This is a genomic window from Roseibium sp. TrichSKD4 (assembly GCF_000148725.1).
In the GTDB taxonomy this organism is placed as follows: domain Bacteria; phylum Pseudomonadota; class Alphaproteobacteria; order Rhizobiales; family Stappiaceae; genus Roseibium.
On sequence record NZ_GL476318.1, the window covers coordinates 44,903 to 62,381 of the forward strand.

Below are 17,479 nucleotides of genomic sequence, written 5' to 3' on the forward strand. Positions count from 1 at the left end.
TCACTGAACAACCGCTGAGGTGCCGGCATAACCACCTATTGGGTCCGGCGATCCGACTGGCTCAAGAAGTACGGGGCGCGCAGGCAGATCTTCAGGTGCAACGATCTGCTTCACACTCATGGCCTCAAGCTCCAGATATCCATTGTAGCGTTCAACAAGTCCTTGCAGCCGATCCGGCTGATTGAGCTCGCTCCACCGCGCGCGCAAATGGCGGATCGCATCGCGTTCCGCCTCGATTTCGGCCTGAAGTTCGGCGACCCGGTTGGCAGATTTTTTCGCCGCAAGTTTCATGTCGTAGACAGCCGCCGCACCGATCACGACGGCAAGAATGAAGAGAACATTGAGTGTGCGCACCATGTCAGCCCCCAAGTCCTTTAAAGTCAGCCAGACGCGGCACACCGGCCGCATGAATATCGAGAGAGCGAGCGGGATTGGTGGTCCGACGCCCGGCCCGCAGCTTGGCTGATCGTGCCCGCGGATTTCCTGCAATTTCAGCGTCGGTTCCGTCGATTGCCTTACGCGTCAAAAGCTCAAAGGTCGGCGGTTCGACTTCTGTTTCCGGCATGTGCCGAGACCCACCGGCATGTGTCTTGCTGCGATCAGCCAGAAAACGTTTGACGATACGATCTTCCAGAGAATGAAAGCTCACGACGACCAAACGTCCGCCGGGCTTCAGAATATTCTCAGCCGCGCCCAGCGCCTGAGCCGCCTGATGCAGCTCGCCATTGACGTAAATCCGAAGCGCCTGAAAGGTGCGCGTTGCCGGATGTATTTGCGCTTTCTTCGGTGAGCGGCCAAGCACTTTCTCAACCAGCGCGGCCAGCTCTCCGGTACGCGTGAAAGGACCCTCTTTGCGGGCGTTGTCAATCGCATGAGCAACTGTTGTCGCGCGCTTTTCCTCTCCGAGAACACCGATGATGCGGATCAAATCGCGCACCGAAAGCTCGTTCACCACATCGGCAGCAGACGGCCCCTCCTGCTCCATGCGCATATCGAGCGGTCCATCCCGCAAAAAGGAAAAACCACGTTCCGCTTCATCCAGCTGCATGGAGGACACGCCAAGATCGAGAACAACACCATCAACGGCGTCGTGACCAAGCGAGCGGGCATGCGTTTCAAGATCGGCAAAACACCCGGGGACGAGGGTCAAACGTCCATCAGACGCCTCAACAAGCGGCTGGCCACCTGCAATCGCATCTGGATCCCGATCCACGCCAATGACAGATGCGCCGCGTTCGAGCAGGGCCCGGCTGTATCCACCAGCACCAAACGTGCCATCAATGATGACCTCACCGGGATTTGGGGCAAGATATTCCAAAACAAGATCGAGTAGGACCGGCACGTGGCGTTCTGGTCCGCCAGCTTCAAGATCAACCGAACTTGTGCTTTGCGCCATCATGCCGGCCCTCCCGGCAATTGTGTCGGCGGCACTTGCCCCGACAGCATGGCGAGCGCGCGCTTTTTGGCCTCTGCGCTATGCTCGCGGAATTTCTCTGGTTCCCAAATCTGGAACTTGTAACCCATCCCGGCGAAGGTGACCTGATCCTTCAAACCCGTATGCTCCCGCACCATGTCCGAAATGACCATTCGGCCATCACTGTCGATCTTCGGAGTTTCACTGGCACCAAACAGCGCCATTGCCAGAGCATCATGATCCGGCGACAATTTCGAAAACGCATCAAGGCGGGTTTGTATCTCGTTCAACAAAGCATTTCCGCCCGCATCAATTGCCGTACAGTGCGACGAGGCAATCAGGTACAGTCCTTCAAAACCGTCTTTCGCCAATACCGTTCGGAAAGGCGCCGGGATCGATACGCGACCCTTGGCATCCAGCCGATTGGTAAAATGCGCGACAAAGCCGGCCATCTATCCCCTTCAAGCAGGCCCAGCCCGCTCCACACCCCAAAATTCGCACCTAGAAAACGCCCGGCTCTCACCGGCAAGGGCTGATTTCGTACGCCGCCCGCCCAATGCGGAAATGGGATCACTCCACACCAATTGGGCATTTATGGGATATCATGGGAAATCATGGGCAGTCAATGGAATCGCAAGGCACTTTGGCTGCAAACACCGACAGATTTCCCTTTAAAATGAGCTTACTGTGGTTAGGTTTAACAAACGCTTGACAGGAATTGGAATCATGCGCGAGGCCCGCGATTGCTTGGCCAGCGATCTGCAGAATGCGGAAATAATCGTGAACGATCCTTAAGAAAGGTTAAGAAACAAGGGCTTCTAGACAGATAGCTGCAAATGGCCGAGTGAAGGCATCAACCTGCTCGCGATGCCATCAAGAGTAGCGTATGCATCGCCCAGTCTCTCTGGGAGACTCTCCAAACCGGATTTTATAGGCAGTGGAAAAACGGCCTAGATGTGTGTGCCCCGACAGGGCAGCGATCTCTCCAACAGGAAGGCTGTTCTGATTTGTCAGCAACAAATGCCTTGCATACCCGAGACGAAGCTCTTTCAGGTACTGCATGGGAGACAAGCCAATTTCCTTTTTGAATACGAGTTGCACCGTTCTCGGCGTCGTTTTCGCCCAGCGCGCAATTTCCAGCATCGAAATCGGCTCTGTGAAACGCTCGTTTATCTTGTTGATGGCTCTCAGGAAAACTGCCGGCGAAATATCAGGGGCATGACGACGGAGCAGGCAAGAAGCAGAATTCGGTTGAGACAGCACGAGACCAGCAACTAGGCTCTCTTCCAACACTCGATGATGTTCGCTTTCAAGGCAAGAGAAGGCAACACCATTTTCAACGGCACCAAACACGGCCTTGACCTGTCGAGACCACGCTTCAATGCCTGGCACGCGCAGATCCATCATCGGGTCAAATCGAAGTTTCTCAAAGTGGCCGACCCCGGACACTTCACAGGCCACCGACAAAAGATAATCGCGCTCAATTTGAACCAAGATCTGTTCACAGCCAGCGTGCCATCGCATTTGCGTATCAAGATCGGGATTCAACAAGGAAGCCACGCTCTTGTCAGAACCAAACCGAGACTTCCCGTTTTGAATATCTGCAGTGCCCCTCAATGGGATCTGCACCAAAAAGAAGTCCGTCAGCTCACCGGGCTTGATGACCACTTCCGCGCCATATCGAAGATAATTGAGGGAAACATGCTTACCCTGAACACGGTTCTTGCAAGCCTGAAAATGACCGGAAGCGGTTCCCAGATCGAGAGAGTGGCTGCAAAAATGCTGTCCCACCATTTCTCGTGCTTCATCCAAGTCCGTTGTTTCAAAACAACGAAAGCTGTCCAGTGGCCGCACTTGAGTGCCTTCACGTTCCAGCGTCAACTTCTTCCTCCCCGGCAACGCCAGCCTTTAGACTACGCAACAATTGAACCAAGATGGAAGAGTTTTTGGAATTATAATTTCGCAAAATGGATAATGGGGTTTCGCATTCCGTCCTAAGATCCACCCAATCAATGAAAAACGGGAGGACGGACATCATGGAAAATGAAGCAGGCGTTACATCAGCAGCAGACGGTTTGGGCGGCATAGCCTGGAATGTTGTTGGTCACACCTACACACCCAAGCTCCACAGCCCCAATGCCTTCATTTGGCATGCCGTTGTGCCAGCGGATACTTTTGTCCCACCACACATCCATCCCACCCAAGACGAGTGGATCGTTATGCTGGAGGGGGAACTGGAAGTGGAATTTGGCCCAGAAAAGCACGTCGCAAAGGCTGGCGACACCGTCCGTATGCCAATGGGGATCGCCCATGGCATCTTCAATCGCTCGGGCCAAACAGCCACTTGCGTCTTCGGGGTAGCCCCTTCTCGCAAGCTCTTCGACCTTTTCAAGGTGCTTGATGGGGTAACAGATCCCGCAGAACTCGTGCGATTATCCGCTTTGCATGAAGTCGACTTTTTGCCCCCGCCCGATCAGGCCTGATGCCAAAAACGGGACGCAGGAAACAGGACTTCAGTCATGACTAAACGGAAAAACGTCGCAGTCATCGGAGGCGGCGTCAGCGGCTTAGCTGCTGCCAAGACCTTTGACGAGCGCGGACACAGGGTATTCGGCTTTGAGCGCAGCCATGATTTTGGGGGAGTGTGGGAGCTCTCCCGCTCTTATCCGGATGTGCAAACACAATCTCCGAAAGACCTCTACTGCTATACCGATCACCCGATGCCTGAAGAGTATCCGGAATGGCCGAAGGGGCCGCAGGTCCATGCTTATCTGAAGTCATACGCGGATAAGCACAATCTGGAACGGCTCTTTCATCTCAACACGAACATCCTGCATATGGATCGCAGGGCAGACGGCAATCCGGGCTGGACGCTCGAAATCCAGAGCGGCAACAACATCTGGAAGCAAGATTTCGATTTCGTTGCCATCTGCACCGGCCAGTTCTCGGACAAGAACATCATCGCCCATCCCGGTCAGGACACGTTTTGCGAAGCTGGCGGCAAGGTGATGCACAGCTCGGAGTATACCGAAACCTCCATGGCACAAGGCCAGGATGTTGTGGTGCTGGGCGGTTCAAAATCCGCCACAGATATCGCCGTGAATGCCGCCAACAACGGCGCACGTTCTGTCACGCTGGTATATCGGGAACCAGTCTGGCGGGTGCCCTATTTCATTGGAGGCATCAATTTCAAACGTCTCCTTTACATGCGTGCGCAGGAGCAGCAGTTCAACGGCTGGCAACCGTCCTTCATGGGCAAGCTGCTATCGACCGTTTTCAAGCCGCTAATCTGGGCAAACTTCCGTGGCCTTGAAACTCTGTTGAAGCTTCAGCTTGGACTGAAGAAATGGGACATGGTGCCGGATACGCCGATAGAAAAGGAAGCGTCCTGTTCCCTGCCCATCGTGACCCCCGGCTTGTTCGAGGGTTTTGAAAGCGGCAGGATCAAGCCGATCCGGGGAACATATGACCGCTATGAAGACGGCAAGGTGGTTCTGACCACCGGCGACAAGGTGCCCTGCACCCTGTCTGTTCTGGCGGTCGGCTGGAAGCTCGGCATCCCTTATCTGGCAGAGGAATACCGAAAGAAACTCATCGATCATGACGGTCTCTACCGGGTCTACAGGATTTCGGTGAATCCTGACCTTCCGGACATGGGCTTTGTCGGTTTCAACTCCAGTTTCTGCACGATCCTGTCGGCAGAAATGATTGCCAACTGGCTGGTACGATATGCCGACGGCCAGCTTGTCAATCAGCCGTCCGACGCAGACATGCGCAAGAACATCGACGCTATGCTGGACTGGAAACGAAACCAGCGGCCCGCGGCACAAGTATATGCCGGACTTTGCTCTGCCCCGTTCCACTTCCGCCACTTCGATGAACTTCTGGCCGATATGGGCGCTGCAAAACACAAACGCAGCAACCCGCTCGCCGAGCAGTTTTCCTATCCAAATGCGCCAGCCTATGGGGAGTTTCTCGCTAGTACACCACAATACCAGGCAGGATAGTCTTGGAAAGACAAAGCCCCGCGAGAACAAGTTCTTGCGGGGCAAAAACTAATAGCCAGTCGGCCTGTAAGCCGGGTTCTGTATGGCCCGCAGGCAAGCCTGCGAACGTGACAGCCATTCATCTGTGACGCTTATTGCCAAGCGCCTCTCGCAACCTACCCGGACAACTGGCCTGGAAACCGGCCTGGGCAAAGCCCGCGTTATCCCTATTCGGTTTTGCTCCCGGTGGGGTTTACCATGCCGCGTTCGTTGCCGCCCGCGCGGTGGGCTCTTACCCCACCCTTTCACCCTTACCCCGCAGTCGATATTGCTACCGGATCGGGGCGGTTTGCTTTCTGTGGCACTTTCCCTAAGGTCGCCCTCGCCGGGTGTTACCCGGCACCGTGTTTCCATGGAGCCCGGACTTTCCTCCCCCGCGGCCTTTCAGCACTTGCGGCAGCGGCTGTCTGACCGACTGGCTCGCGAGGCAATAGGTGGCTTTCAAGGTCAGGTCAAGCCGCTCCATCCAAAAGCGAGCGCAACTGTCGGGCAAAGGAGGTCATTTGCAGCTCATTGGCGTCAGCAAACCCGACCAAGAGCCCCCGCATTTGCGCCTGCCCGAGATAAGACTGGCTAACCGGGGAAACGGAAAACCCGCGCTTTTGAAGGGCGGTCGCCAGCTCGCAATCGTCGTGCCCGCTATTGAGCTGCAGCACCAACTGAACGTTTCCCGTTGGTGGTTCGACGGAGATGCGATTTCCGAGGATATCGCGGAAGATGCGAACCATCAGTCGACCACGGCTCTCATACTCCTGCCGGATGCGCCGCAGATGCGAGCGGTAATGGCCACTTTCGATGAAGTCGGCCAGAGCCGCCTGAACATGCACATTTGCAATACAGCCAGTATATCGAAAGAGGCGTTGCAGCGGTTCGACCAGAGCATCGGGCACAACACAAAAGGCAATTCGCAGTCCGGGCAAAAGGCTCTTTGAAAACGTGCCGAGATAGATGACCTCGCCCTCCTCTGCCAAACCCTGCATGGCGGCGACAGGTCTGCTTTCGAAGAGGAACTCGCTGTCATAATCATCTTCGAGGATGATTGCCCCTGACCGCCGCGCCCGCTCGATAAGCGCAAGCCTGCGGGCAAGCGACATCTTCACGCCAAGCGGAAACTGATGGGACGGACTGACATAGATCAGCCTCGGATCAGGCACCTCTCCTTTCGGGGGAACCGTGCAGCCTTCTGCGTCAACCGGAATGCCGGATGGGGTGAGCCCAGCACTCAGAAAGGCCGAGCGTGCGCCCAGATAACCCGGATCCTCGATCCAAACGGCATCCCCCGGATCAGCCAGAGCCGTTGCCAGGGAAGTCAATGTTCCCTGCATGGTCGAGGTGATGATGATCTGGTCGGGTTTGGCCCGCACGCAGCGCTCACTGGAAAGATAGGTCGCCAGCGTTTCCTTCAGCGGACGATACCCGGTCGCATCGTGATACAGCAGGAAATCACTTTTGAGACTGCGCACCGCCCGCCGCAGACATCTTGCCCACATGTCATAGGGGAAGAGATCACGCGCCGGAGCCCCGGACTGCAGAACGCCTGCCCCTTTGGCCCAATAGGGTCCACGGTAATCCGCCGTCTGCCGCTCCCCCCGTTTTGACAAACGCGGCCTGAACGCAGGAGCCTCCGAGACTTGCGATTTGCCTTCAAGCTCCATGTTTCCAGCAACAACCGGCGACGCACCGCGTTTCACCGTGACAATGCTTTCCGCCTTCAGGAGATCATAAGCCGTGTTGACCGAATTGCGGGACACACCAAGGTGCTGAGCCAGCTCACGCGACGACGGCAGCCTGTGACCGGGCGCAAGCATCTGCTTTTGAACCGCGACCCTCAACGAGCGATAGATTTGTTCCGGGATGGGAAGCGGCGCAGACTTGTCGATCTCTATCAGACTGGGCGCAAGCAGTGGTTCCATGATTTTTCCAAAACTGGCTCTTATAAAGATCCAGTTTAAGCCGGTAGAGAGGAGTTGCAAGCGAATTGAAAGAAGCCGGACCAATGACCGACACTGATCTGAAGACAAGACCCGCCGACGAGGCAGCAGACCGCCCGGCCTATGCAAAAATCCGCCAAATGAACCGGGGCGGGTACGACCGCGACCTCGCCTATGACATTCTGGACAAGGGAATGATCGCACATGTGGGTTTCATCGCCGACGACCGCCCAATGGTCATTCCGATGATCTACGGCCGGATTGGCGACACTCTTTATATCCACGGCGCCTCAACAACGCGGATCATCAAGAAAGTTGGTGAAACCGCTCCTCTGTCATTCACCGTGACCCTGATTGATGGCTTTGTCGTCTCCCGCGCCACATTTCACAACTCAATGAACTACCGCTGCGCCATTGTTCATGGGGCTGCACAGCATGTGACAGATAAGGGCGAGATCGAACAGGCGCTCATCACAATGACGGATCACCTGATGCCCGGTCGCTGGGACGAGTCCCGTCCGATGCTCCCCAAGGAGCTGAAGGCAACCGGTGTGCTCGCGCTCGATATCGAGCATATCTCCACAAAAGTGCGCACAGGCCCTCCGGGTGAGGACGCTGAAGACCTCGACCTGCCGATTTGGGGAGGCGTTGTACCGGTGACCACAGCACTGGGCGCTCCCGTTCCCGACGCGCATGTGAAAACCGACGTTCCAGCTCCTGCGTCCTTGCAAGCAGCTCAGCGAAAATTTCTGTAGAGCGATACCCGCTATTGCGCGGTCCATCCCCCGTCAATGGGTAGGGAAATACCGGTAATATTGTGCGCAATCGGGTTGGCGAGCCAAAGGATGGCCTGCCCGATTTCCTCTGGCTTGGATGTGCGAAGGCTTGGCTGCTTTTCTGACAAAAGATCAGCAATGGCCTCCGTACACCCCACACCAAGCTGCTCTCCGCGCGCTACGATCTGCGGCTCAATGATTGCTGTTTCAGTCCATCCCGGACAAATGCAATTGACTGTGACCCCACCCGTTTCCCGTGATCCGACTGAGGCATATTCCAGTGCTGCCACGCGCGACATTCCCACAAGGCCAAATTTGGAAGCGACATACGGGCTCTTATCCTTTGAGGCGACCAATCCGTGGACCGACGCAATATTCACCACTCGGCCATATCCACGTTCAGCCATTTTAGGCAGGGCCCGCCGCATGGTGTGAAACGCCCCGGACAAGTTCACCGCCAGTATCATATCCCAGGTTTCCCGGCTGAGATCAGCCATGGAGCCCGTCTTTTGAATGCCTGCATTGTTGACCAGAATATCTGCGCCGCCCCAGCTCTCCATCTCGCTCATCATTTGATCAATGGCATCTGGATCGCGCATATCAGCATCGAAAAACCGGGCTTCCGGCGCACCCGCGGCCTTTATTTCGGCAACAGCGGCGTCCGCCTGTTCAGCGTTCGCCAATCCATGAACGCCAATACGCGCGCCTTGTGCGGCCAATGTTTTGGCGATTGCCAATCCAATCCCTTGCACCGAGCCGGTGATCAGCGCCGTCTTTCCCCTCAACATCCCCTCGTTCACGTCGCCATCTCCTCACTTTCAAGCCTTTTGCGCAGTTCGGTCTTCAAAACCTTGCCGTAACTGTTTTTCGGCAGCTCATCCAAAAAGACATAACGCTTGGGTCGCTTGAACCGGGCCATATTGGCAAGGCAGTGCTCATCCAGATCCTCAGAAGTGATCGAATTCCCGCCAGTTTTAACCACAAAGGCAATAACCACCTCACCCCATTTCACATCCGGCTGGCCAACCACCGAAACCTCGTGCACCTGATCCAACTGCAACAACACCTCTTCCACTTCTCTCGGATAAATATTGGTGCCACCGGAAATGATCACGTCTTTCGACCGGTCGGTCAGGGTCAGGAACCCATCTTCATCGAGATATCCGATATCTCCGGTATGGAGCCACCCATCGCGAAGAGCATTGGCTGTCGCCTCCGGGTTCTGCCAATACCCGAGCATCACGGCAGATCCTCGCACCGTGATCTCTCCGGGGGCGCCGACAGCGCATGGCTTACCGTTTTCATCGACGATAAGAACATCGCCGCATGATTGCGCACGACCTACCGACCCTAAACGGGTTTTCCAATTTGGGTGGTCGCGATCACAGACTAGATCCCGCGAAAGCGACGTAATGCACATCGGACATTCGCCCTGCCCGTAAATCTGAACAAATCGCGGTCCCATGACCTCAACAGCATCGAGAATATCCGCCACATACATTGGGCCGCCGCCATAAATGATGGTGCGAATTCCCTCGCCCGTTTTTCCCTTCTCCCGTGCAACATCGAAAAGGCGCTTGACCATGGTGGGCGCTGCAAACATATGAACGCTGCCCAAATGGCGCGCTAAATCCAGAATTTCATCCGCATCAAAACCGCCACTTGTCGGAACGCAATGCGCAGCACCTTTTAATGTATGCATAAAATTATAGACACCGGCCCCATGCGACATCGGCGCAGCGTAAAGGATCGTATCATCCGTGCGAACGTCATCGACGTCAGCGAAATAACTGAGAGACATGGTCTGAAGGTTGCCATGGCTCATCATGACGCCTTTCGGCTGACCTGTGGTGCCAGACGTGTAGAACAGCCAAGCCAGATCATCCTTGGTACGTGTGACCGGAGCTGTAAACCCAGCCCCTGTAGTGACCAACTCCTGATAGTCCGCGCTGTTCACATCGATAATTTCCGTTCCAGCCGGACAAATATCCTGGTCTCCGCCAAACGCATCTTTACCTGCGACAAACACCAGACGGGCACCGGAGTTCTCTAAGATGAAACCTGCTTCCTTGGGATGCAGCTTGTAGTTAACCGGCACCACAGCCCCGCCGAGATACAAAACAGCGTAAAGGCACTCCAGATAAGCCACATGATTGGACATATAGATGCCAACCCGATCGCCCGGCTGAAGCGAGAAGCGGGTCTTCAGCCCGGACGCAAGGCCGCGAACACGGTTTTCGAACGCGGTGTAGGACGCAACGACTTCAGTTCCCGACAGGATTGCTGGGCGGTCGCCATAAAGCCTGACACACCGGTTCAACCATTCAGCGATGTTCATGGGTGTATTCGTTCCTCCCAAAACGACCACAGGAAATTCTTTTGCAGTGGTCCATATTTTGATCGGAAGAACAAGGGCTTCACATGAGAATGCGGTCTACTCACGGTGCCTACAAACGCGCAACGGCGTGCCGAAGCACGCCGCCTACGCGAGACTGAAGTTTGAGTGCTAAACCGCTTAGAACAGCGACAGCACAGTCTGGTCTGCCTGAGAGGCAAAGGAGAGTGAGGTTGAGGCAAGCTGCTGGCGGGTCTGCAATGCCAGTAGGTTTGCACCCTCTTCGTTTGTATCTGCCAGAGTGAGCTTTCCAGCGCCCTCTTGCAGGGTGTTGATCATGGACTTCGTATAGTCTTGGCGGATTTCCACGGTCGACAAGTTGGTACCAAATTCGGACGCCTGAGAGCGAAGGTTGGTCAAAGCGGTATTCAGGCGATCAAGAACCCGGTTAATGTCATTGTCCGAGGCAAACCCACTGTCAGACAATGCGCTGATTGTGACCCCGTCCGCATCTGCCGTAAAGTTCTCTGCATTGAAGTTGGAGTTATCACTTGCCAACGTGAGATCGGTATCGCTTTCCAATCCCACCCGACCCGTTGAGGCATTGAAATTGGCGCTTACTCCGTTGAAGTCGTCCATGAAGTCAACGAGATCATTGATCGATGTGTCTTCCTCAATTTCGAGCGAGCCGAGCTCAAAGTTGTTGCCATCGGTGAGCGTCAATGTATCACCAACCTTGAAGCTAGCATTGCTTGCCAGCAGAGATGTGCCTGCATTGGCTGCGCTTGCCGTGAGACCGGACAGTGTTGCGGAAGTTGCCGTGGAGCCTGCTCCGTTGTTATGCAGGTTTGCACTGTCATTAGAGAATATCTTCAACTGACCAGACGTTTGATCGAACTCGGCGCGGACACCCGGCGCACTTTCCAGTTCGGTGATGAGATCTTGAACAGTCGTTGCAGTGGTCACTGTCAGGCTGACGCCACCAACGGTCGGAGCTGCGGTTGTAGCGTCCCGTAAACGGATGACATCCCCCATAACAGCGCCAGTGAAGGCCGATAATTTTGACGCCGAATTCAAGGCTTGTCCGTCACTATCGGTAAGGGTCAGCGTCTCGCTGGCGCCCTGAATCTGGAAGGATGTTGCGGCTCCTTCACCTTGCGCAAGATCATTCAGATTAAGACCATCTTCGAGGGTCGTATCTGTATAGTCAACCGCTTCAATTGTCAGCTTGGACGTGGAATCTTCGTTAAAGATAGTGGTCAGATTGTTGCCATCACCAGCGAGAAGGTTCTTGCCTTTATAGGAGGAGTCTTTTGCAACATCTTCAATTTGCTCAAGCAGGTTATTGTACTGCTCTGCATAGTTTTTGCGCTCAAACTGACTTTGGGTCTGCAGCGCCTGATTTGCCTTTGCCTTCGCCGCTTCAACCAGATCTGTGACAGTCTGAATACCTTTATCAGCCGCTTTGATAGTCTGCAGAGACTGGCCCATGTCATCCAGAAGCGTGCCCAGATCACGTGCCCGGCTGTTCAAGCCCGATGCTGTGAAGAAGGAATTCGTATTGTCGAGTGCGGAATTGACCTTAAGTCCGGTGGCGAGCTTGTTCTGCACGCCGGACATCAGATCTGCAGTGGACTGAAGAGTTAACAGATTCTGCCGAACGGCAGCTGACAAAGTAATATTAGATGACATTTTCGATCCCTTTCCTGGGGCTGAAATGAATTCCACTCATCCTGAGCGGTTGAGACGAAAATGTTCTGTTAACCCTAACAAATATTTAAAAACACAGCGAAGCAAAGCCTCAGAATAGACTCACCAAAACACAGCAAAAATACTAATATCCAGCAGAATTTATACATTGAGAGATTGGACAATATAAATAATTGCGTCACATCGGCTTCTAAGGCTGCAGAGCCAATTTCTGGAGTTTGATCATGCTAAGCTGCCCAAAACAGCAATGGTTTTGTTAAAATGCGGATCAGCAAAATTTTACAAAATTTTTTTATTTTGCAATTTGCCTTACTGGCAAAAGGGCATATCGACACAAAAAAGGGCCGGCGCTCGATGAGCAGCCGGCCCGTTTTTGCATTTTGCAAGTCGGATCAAAGATTACGAATTCCGCAAAATGGATTTGACCTTCTGACAATATCGCCGAGAGATCGGGTTCATCCGCTTTGCATAGTGCCCCGCGTTATAGCGGAGGATCGTTCCGCATACGTCGCCACCTGCTCGCTTGTAAGCGCCAGCAAGATACTTCATCCCCCACTCCAGATTTGTCTCTGGATTGTAAAGCGCTTTTACTGAGCCACGGTAGCCCATACCCCGCGCTGTAGACGGGCGGATTTGCATCAAGCCAACTTCACCGACGCTACCACGAGCACGGGAGTTGAAATTGCTTTCTACCTGCACAACAGCCTTGGCAATGGAAACTGGGACACCATGCTTGCGGGCAGCCGAGCGGATAAGCGAAGCATATTTTGCACGGCCACTTCCTGAGCGAGTCGATGAAGAGCGGGATTTAAGCTTCTGCTTTTTTGAAGCGGTCTTTTTGGACGATTTGGCATCTTTGGATTTTGCCGCTGCGCCCGCATCCATGTTGACAATGCGCAGCACAGCACCTGAGCCAGCGTTCGGGTTGAGAACAGTCCCAACTTTTGCGGTCTTGGTTTTTGATTTTGATGATTTAGCCGGTTCCGGACGCACGAGATCTGCGTGTGCAGCCCCTACCATGGCGACGTTCAAACAAGTGAGTAGTCCGACTACACCAGTGACTTTTTTTACAAACTGCAATTTCATGCCGTGCTCTTGTTGTTGAGACTGTTTTCTGTGTTTTTGGCGGCGGCAAGAAATGGCGGTAGAGTGAGACGAAAATCAGCCCTGTGTCATCACGATAGATTTCAAGATTTTTCAGAAAATACGGCAAACTCAGCCACGAATATTGGCAATTTATGCAGAAAGTGACGCAAAGGAGGCAGGAATCTGAAAATTTGAGGCAGAGCCGCGTCCAAATTCAGAACGCTTAAAATCGAGCACCTGCTTTTCACAACACTTTAGGCATTAAGGTCCGGAAGCTTCGAAAGTAGTTTGTGAAGAGTTTCAATCGTCGACTGATCAACGATCCCATCCACCTGTTCAGGACGATAGTGGCGCTGAAAGGCTTCGACTGCCAAACGTGTTGTCGCATCGAACTGACCTGTCACCTCCATGCGGTACCCAAAAATGGCCAACATGGATTGCAGCGCTTCCACCGGCTGACCACTTTCGCCTTCCTGCATGAAAATGCCTCTGCCGGTGACCTCCGGTTCGACATAAAGACCCACACCTTTGGCAGCCAGTCGCCCCCAGGGAAACTTTTCGCCCGGATCAAGTTTGCGGTCAGGCGCAATGTCTGAATGGGCCAGAACCCGCCATGGCTTGATTTCGTGGCGTTCAACGATATCCGCACAAAGATCACAGACCGCTTCTATCTGGACATCCGGAAACTCCGGATAATCATAATCATACCCACGATTGACAATTTCGATCCCGATCGAACGGGAATTGATGTCAGTCGTTCCCTTCCAATAACTCCGACCAGCATGCCAGGCACGCCGCGCCTCGGGCACGCATTGCAGGATCGAGCCACCTTCTTCGACGACGTAGTGGGCCGACACTTCCGCCCGAGGGTCACATAAACGCTGCAAGGCAGCCTCAGCTGTCTCCATTCCAGTATAATGCAGGATCAGCATATCAATGGAGCCGCCTCCAACACGCTCCCCATGATTTGGAGATGGGCGCAGCCGGGCTGGAACACCGGTATCCGTTTTTGCACTCACAGGCCCCGCTCCGCTGAAATCTGCGCCCAGGCTGAATTAAGTGCGGCAAGACGGTCATTGGCAATACGAACGAATTCTTCAGGCACGCCGCGGGCGATCATCCGATCCGGGTGCGTTTCCATGACCTCGCGGCGATAGTGGCGCTTCAACTCATCATCCGACAAAGCCGCATCTGCACCAAGCACCTCGTAAGGGTCCCCTTTTTCGCGAGCATGGCGGGCAACCACCTTTGAAAACTCGCGTTCATCGAGCCCAAAAACCCGTCCGACGTGAGCCAAAAAGTCGATCTCGGAATTATGCAAAACGCCGTCCGCCTTGGCGATGTGAAACAAGCCGTCCAGAATATCCAGCAAGGTCTTCCGGTCATATGGAAAAAGGTCCGCCAGTTTTTTTGCATAGACCTCGAAACCAGCAACATCCTGTTGAGCGAGCTGGAACAGGCGATTGACGTTTTTTTCCTCGCCCGGAGGCACATCAAACAACTCACGAAAGGCGATCACTTCATCGGTCGTGACCACACCATCCGCCTTCGCCATTTTGGCTGACAGTGCAATCATGGCGACCGTGAATCCAACCGAACTCGTTCCTTCCGGACGAGCTAGGACAATCTGGACAAGACGGTCAATGACCTGGGCTCCACCGCTGCCAATTGCAGCTACAATACTCCCAAGGCTTGTCCAGACACTCACATGCTTTCCTTTTTATCTGTTCGATATTGTCTTGAAAAAATTCAGATTCTCAAACGCAAAACAAACAAATTATTCGAAATCCAATTTTAACGACCTCCTGACATTATCGCCAGTGTCGAATTCCTTGTGAAGGGTGAGTTTCTCAATCGTCAGACTTGACCAAAGAGTCGCAAAAAGAGCCGAAACTCGGAGTTTTTGAGGCCTGTCTTCAGGCAAATTAAACCGTTGTCCAATATTTTTTTCTGTTGGCGCGCTGGTCCGGGACATTTAATGCAAAGCAAGCAACAAAATAGCAAACTACTACCAGTGCTCATCGCGCTATGGCTTGTTGTCCTGCTTGTTTTTGGCATTCACGGCACCAACCTTGTGATCACTCATGCGTTGGTTGAGGGGACTCTGGAAAAGTCCGTCGCGGACGCACTGGACAAGTACAACGCATCGTCACTATCGAGCGTTTCTAAAAATACTCAACAAAATCAAGTAGCTCAATTCAATGGGCTTAGGCTTTCACGTCAGGCCCCGTCAGATGAAACCGACAGAGCCACGGAACAAGCTCCGAAACCCGTACTGTCTTCCAAACAGAACGAACTGATCGCTACTATATTTGCTCCCAACACAATTTTAGCCTCAACGCACGTGCCGTTTGACGCACTCCCAAAAGGTCAAACACCTGCCGAGGCCATTGCGATCGCAAAGGATAAAGCGGCAAGTAAATTCCTTGAACACGGCCCCACGGAACGGTCTTTGAACGCAGCGTTCGACGGACTTGTCGCTAATAAATCACCCTTCGTATCGCAAGATATTTTTCCTACAGGCGAAGTCAAACCGTACATCTTCGTCTCGATCCCAGAGTTTGGGGTCGACGGCAAACTGATCGGTGGTTTTGTGGTTTTAACCGATCAGTCTGAACTCTTGTCCAAGGTCGGCAATATTCCATTGAGCGGGATCATCCTGATCGGCGCAATGTGCGGAATTTCCATTCTTTTCGCCGGCGGGATCATCTGGATGCGCTTTCGCGATCAGGTGAAAGTCAACCGCGACATCCAGTTTCTGGCGCACCACGACACCTTGACCGGACTTCCAAACCGGGCTGTGTACAACGCCAAGCTCAACGAAGGACTTCGATTGTCACAGGCAAAGGCCAGCAACATGGCGGCCATGTTGATCGACGTCGACAAGTTCAAAGAAATCAATGACACTTATGGTCATGGCACCGGCGACATATTTCTTCAGATAATCGCGGACAGGCTAAGGCACACCTTCAAAGACCATCTGGTTGCACGCCTGTCCGGCGATGAGTTTGCCGTCATGGTCACATCATACTCAGACGTTGCACGTTTGACGAAACTCGCCGCCGCCATGATTGCCGCAACAAAAGCCCCTTGCGTTATCGACGGCAAGGAAATCCAGATATCACTTTCGATTGGCATTGCGAGGGCGAGCGATGGCAGTTGGCGGGCTTCTCGTCTTCTTCATTGCGCGGATCTTGCGCTCTATGCTGCGAAACATTCGGGCCGCTCTACATTTGTCTGGTACTCCCCAGAAATGGATGCAGATGCGCAAAGACGGAAAGAAATCGAAGCTGATCTGGTGAAAGCACTGAAGTTCGATCAGTTCCAACTGGTCTTCCAGCCTCAATATTCCCTGATTGATAATCAGCTTAAAGGTTATGAATCCCTGATCCGTTGGGAGCACCCGACCAAAGGCCTAATTTCTCCAGATATTTTTATTCCAATTGCAGAAGACACTGGCCTGATCCAGTATATCGGGGACTGGGTCCTCAATCACGCTTGCAATGAAGCTGCAGCCTGGGAAGACAAATCAATCAAGATTGCCGTCAACGTCTCTGCCGCGCAGTTCCTTGCCGGTGAAACAGATCAGAAAGTTCGCAAAGCTTTGGAAACATCAGGTCTGGAGCCTGAGCGACTTGAGGTTGAGATTACCGAAAGTCTCCTGATCTCCAATCCAAAAGCCGTGGTTGAAACACTGCAAAAAATCCATGCAATGGGTGTCTCCATTGCCATGGATGACTTCGGAACCGGGTATTCATCGCTGAGTTATTTGAGCCGCTTCCCGTTTGATAAGATCAAGATTGACCGGTCCTTCATCCAAAATCTGGGCGAAGAACCAAGCCTAGACGCCGTGGTGACGGCAATCATCGGCCTCGGCCACTCTCTTGATGTCCAGATCACCGCTGAAGGCGTTGAGACCGAAGAACAGGTTATTTTGCTAAGATCTGCCGGATGTCATCTGGTGCAGGGCTTCTTGTTCGGTCGTCCCGGCACGGTCGCCAGCCACGAAGCCCGGCGGGATCATTTCCAGCGTTCTCCAATCACAGGCAATGGAATGCTCAAGCGTTATCAGGACGCTGTTGAATTGCCTCACGACCCTCTGCCAGAAACAGCCCTCGACAAAGCCTTTGAACTCGCCGATGTCGAGGAACCGTCAGAAGAGAAAGAGCATGGCTAAGGCA

Annotated in this window: 15 protein-coding genes and 1 other RNA gene; 4 read left to right on the forward strand and 12 right to left on the reverse strand. The window is 53.7% G+C overall.

Going from position 1 to position 17,479, the window contains the following annotated elements:
- The 4 genes from TRICHSKD4_RS15755 to TRICHSKD4_RS15770 form a co-directional block, all read right to left on the reverse strand.
- Positions 1-357 carry a hypothetical protein gene (locus tag TRICHSKD4_RS15755; protein ID WP_009467875.1) on the reverse strand — a complete coding sequence of 119 codons (357 nt, stop codon included), beginning with the start codon at positions 355-357 and terminating at the stop codon, positions 1-3.
- Position 358: 1 nt separating this feature from the next.
- Positions 359-1,396: a 16S rRNA (cytosine(1402)-N(4))-methyltransferase RsmH gene (rsmH, locus tag TRICHSKD4_RS15760; RefSeq protein WP_040617026.1), complete on the reverse strand. Its 1,038-nt coding sequence runs from the start codon at positions 1,394-1,396 to the stop codon at positions 359-361.
- Positions 1,396-1,866, reverse strand: a complete 471-nt coding sequence (locus TRICHSKD4_RS15765) for a division/cell wall cluster transcriptional repressor MraZ (protein WP_009467877.1) — start codon at positions 1,864-1,866, stop codon at positions 1,396-1,398. Before TRICHSKD4_RS15765 ends, rsmH begins: the two co-directional genes overlap by 1 nt.
- A 421-nt stretch (positions 1,867-2,287) precedes the next feature.
- Positions 2,288-3,295, reverse strand: a complete 1,008-nt coding sequence (locus TRICHSKD4_RS15770; protein ID WP_009467878.1) for an AraC family transcriptional regulator — start codon at positions 3,293-3,295, stop codon at positions 2,288-2,290.
- Between the two features lie 155 nt (positions 3,296-3,450).
- Here TRICHSKD4_RS15770 and TRICHSKD4_RS15775 point away from each other — a divergent pair, with 155 nt between their 5' ends.
- Both TRICHSKD4_RS15775 and TRICHSKD4_RS15780 read left to right on the forward strand, forming a co-directional pair.
- On the forward strand, positions 3,451-3,897 hold the full coding sequence (locus tag TRICHSKD4_RS15775) for a cupin domain-containing protein (protein ID WP_009467879.1): 447 nt from the start codon (positions 3,451-3,453) through the stop codon (positions 3,895-3,897).
- A gap of 36 nt (positions 3,898-3,933) precedes the next feature.
- Positions 3,934-5,421 (forward strand): NAD(P)/FAD-dependent oxidoreductase, encoded by a 1,488-nt coding sequence (locus tag TRICHSKD4_RS15780; RefSeq protein WP_009467880.1) that lies wholly within the window; start codon positions 3,934-3,936, stop codon positions 5,419-5,421.
- A 51-nt stretch (positions 5,422-5,472) separates the two neighbouring features.
- Here TRICHSKD4_RS15780 and rnpB read toward each other — a convergent pair.
- Together rnpB and TRICHSKD4_RS15785 are read right to left on the reverse strand one after the other, a co-directional pair.
- An RNA gene (rnpB, locus tag TRICHSKD4_RS28280) (RNase P RNA component class A) lies at positions 5,473-5,879 on the reverse strand.
- 33 nt (positions 5,880-5,912) lie between these two features.
- Entirely contained in the window at positions 5,913-7,373 is a 1,461-nt protein-coding gene (locus TRICHSKD4_RS15785) for a PLP-dependent aminotransferase family protein (protein ID WP_009467881.1), read from the reverse strand.
- 83 nt (positions 7,374-7,456) lie between these two features.
- On the opposite strand from TRICHSKD4_RS15785, the gene TRICHSKD4_RS15790 reads away from it, so the two are divergent.
- On the forward strand, positions 7,457-8,146 hold the full coding sequence (locus tag TRICHSKD4_RS15790; protein WP_050763448.1) for a pyridoxamine 5'-phosphate oxidase family protein: 690 nt from the start codon (positions 7,457-7,459) through the stop codon (positions 8,144-8,146).
- A gap of 11 nt (positions 8,147-8,157) precedes the next feature.
- Here the strand turns inward: TRICHSKD4_RS15790 and TRICHSKD4_RS15795 are convergent, their stop codons facing one another.
- The 6 genes from TRICHSKD4_RS15795 to TRICHSKD4_RS15820 all read right to left on the reverse strand — a co-directional run bounded on the left by TRICHSKD4_RS15795 (position 8,158) and on the right by TRICHSKD4_RS15820 (position 15,006).
- Positions 8,158-8,967, reverse strand: coding sequence for a 3-hydroxybutyrate dehydrogenase (locus TRICHSKD4_RS15795; RefSeq protein WP_208993106.1), 810 nt, complete (start codon positions 8,965-8,967; stop codon positions 8,158-8,160).
- Complete coding sequence (locus TRICHSKD4_RS15800; protein ID WP_009467884.1) at positions 8,964-10,505, reverse strand: class I adenylate-forming enzyme family protein; 1,542 nt, start codon at positions 10,503-10,505, stop codon at positions 8,964-8,966. The genes TRICHSKD4_RS15795 and TRICHSKD4_RS15800 overlap by 4 nt, the downstream gene beginning before the upstream one ends.
- A 177-nt stretch (positions 10,506-10,682) precedes the next feature.
- Positions 10,683-12,194: a flagellin gene (locus TRICHSKD4_RS15805; protein WP_009467885.1), complete on the reverse strand. Its 1,512-nt coding sequence runs from the start codon at positions 12,192-12,194 to the stop codon at positions 10,683-10,685.
- A 417-nt stretch (positions 12,195-12,611) separates the two neighbouring features.
- Positions 12,612-13,232, reverse strand: a complete 621-nt coding sequence (locus TRICHSKD4_RS29440; RefSeq protein WP_009467887.1) for a lytic transglycosylase domain-containing protein — start codon at positions 13,230-13,232, stop codon at positions 12,612-12,614.
- A gap of 320 nt (positions 13,233-13,552) precedes the next feature.
- Entirely contained in the window at positions 13,553-14,317 is a 765-nt protein-coding gene (locus TRICHSKD4_RS15815) for an N-acetylmuramoyl-L-alanine amidase (RefSeq protein ID WP_009467888.1), read from the reverse strand.
- On the reverse strand, positions 14,314-15,006 hold the full coding sequence (locus tag TRICHSKD4_RS15820; protein ID WP_009467889.1) for a molecular chaperone DjiA: 693 nt from the start codon (positions 15,004-15,006) through the stop codon (positions 14,314-14,316). The genes TRICHSKD4_RS15815 and TRICHSKD4_RS15820 overlap by 4 nt, the downstream gene beginning before the upstream one ends.
- 270 nt (positions 15,007-15,276) lie before the next feature.
- On the opposite strand from TRICHSKD4_RS15820, the gene TRICHSKD4_RS15830 reads away from it, so the two are divergent.
- Positions 15,277-17,475: a bifunctional diguanylate cyclase/phosphodiesterase gene (locus tag TRICHSKD4_RS15830; protein WP_085979627.1), complete on the forward strand. Its 2,199-nt coding sequence runs from the start codon at positions 15,277-15,279 to the stop codon at positions 17,473-17,475.
- The last annotated feature ends 4 nt before the right edge of the window (positions 17,476-17,479 follow it).